The following is a 1,046-nucleotide window of genomic DNA, read 5'->3' as shown; positions in this document are numbered from 1 at the left end:
AAACCATCATCAATAAGCGTGCGCGCTGCCTTTAAGGTTTCGGTGATGTTTGGATACAGGGTTTTTTCATCGCCCAGTACTTCCAGTTTTACCAGATTGTGACCATCGAGCAGTTCACGTGCCAGCATACAGGTACGCACTGCACTGTTGGCATCAAAACAGCCGGCTGTATTTGGCAAAATGGTATATTTTTCTGGTGGAATCACAGACAGCAAATTTGGCTGATCGGGATGCTGACCAATATTCACGCGACGAATAGCAACAGTTACAATTTCCGCACCGCTGGCCTGAATGGCCAGATCTGTTTCCTGCAGATCTTTATATTTTCCCGTGCCCACCAGCAAGCGCGAGTTAAAAGTGCGTGAACCGATTTTAAGTAGGGTGTCTTCCATACGTGCTCCGTCTTAGCCGCCGCCAACGGCATGAATAATTTCAATGCGGTCTTGATCATGAATAGGGGTGCTTTCCAGTCGGCTTTTCGGCACAATCATCTCGTTTTGTTCTACCGCAAAACGTTTGCCTTCCAACGCCAGTTGTTGCACCAGTTCTAGTAAATTATGGCACTGTGTCTGTTGTAATTCGCCGTTTAAATAAATGTGCATACCTGCAGTTTCCTAGCTGTTCCGTTCCCGAATTATCGGGCATATTTCATGGCATTCCAGGCCAGTACCAGCCAGCCGGCAATCATTAGCGCACCGCCAATTGGGGTAATGGCCCCCAGACCGCGCGGCAAACCTAGCGCCATCACATACAATGAGCCACAGAAAAACACAATCCCGACCTGAATCAGCAGGAAGCTGGCTTTAATGGGAAATTGAGTCATGACTTTGGCCAGAATCGCCAGTGCCAATAATCCGAGGGCATGATAGAAAAAATAATCAGTCGCTGTTTGCCACCACGCCAGTTGAGCTTCTGTTGCGCGTGCTTTTAAGCCATGTGCCCAAAATGCACCTAACATCACCGCAAGTGCTAAATTAAGGGCAGAAATTGCAATCCACATAGCAAGAATGACCTGAGTAAATTTGCGCTCAACCTTAACATTTTTC

At 47.4% G+C, this 1,046-nt stretch carries 2 protein-coding genes and 1 pseudogene; all 3 read right to left on the bottom strand.

Annotation, left to right across the window (positions count from 1 at the left end; all coding sequences use genetic code 11):
* A pseudogene (locus FTV34_RS17690) lies at positions 1 to 392 on the bottom strand (thiazole synthase); the annotation flags it as partial.
* Positions 393 to 404: 12 nt separating this feature from the next.
* Positions 405 to 602, bottom strand: a complete 198-nt coding sequence (thiS, locus tag FTV34_RS17685) for a sulfur carrier protein ThiS (protein ID WP_005177095.1) — start codon at positions 600 to 602, stop codon at positions 405 to 407.
* A gap of 32 nt (positions 603 to 634) precedes the next feature.
* A complete protein-coding gene (locus FTV34_RS17680; protein ID WP_180070938.1) occupies positions 635 to 1,000 on the bottom strand; it encodes a DUF423 domain-containing protein in 366 nt (121 codons plus the stop codon).
* Positions 1,001 to 1,046: the final 46 nt, after the last annotated feature.

It is taken from the genome of Acinetobacter sp. YH16038 (assembly GCF_013417275.1).
In the GTDB taxonomy this organism is placed as follows: domain Bacteria; phylum Pseudomonadota; class Gammaproteobacteria; order Pseudomonadales; family Moraxellaceae; genus Acinetobacter.
Note: the sequence above shows the minus strand (reverse complement) of the source record. Positions and strands in the feature narration are given on the sequence as shown.

What these genes read in the sequence shown, in the direction of transcription:
- FTV34_RS17680 (WP_180070938.1), bottom strand. Translation starts at nt 1,000, where the DNA reads ATGTGGATTGCAATTTCTGCCCTTAATTTAGCACTTGCGGTGATGTTA.
- thiS (WP_005177095.1), bottom strand. Translation starts at nt 602, where the DNA reads ATGCACATTTATTTAAACGGCGAATTACAACAGACACAGTGCCATAAT.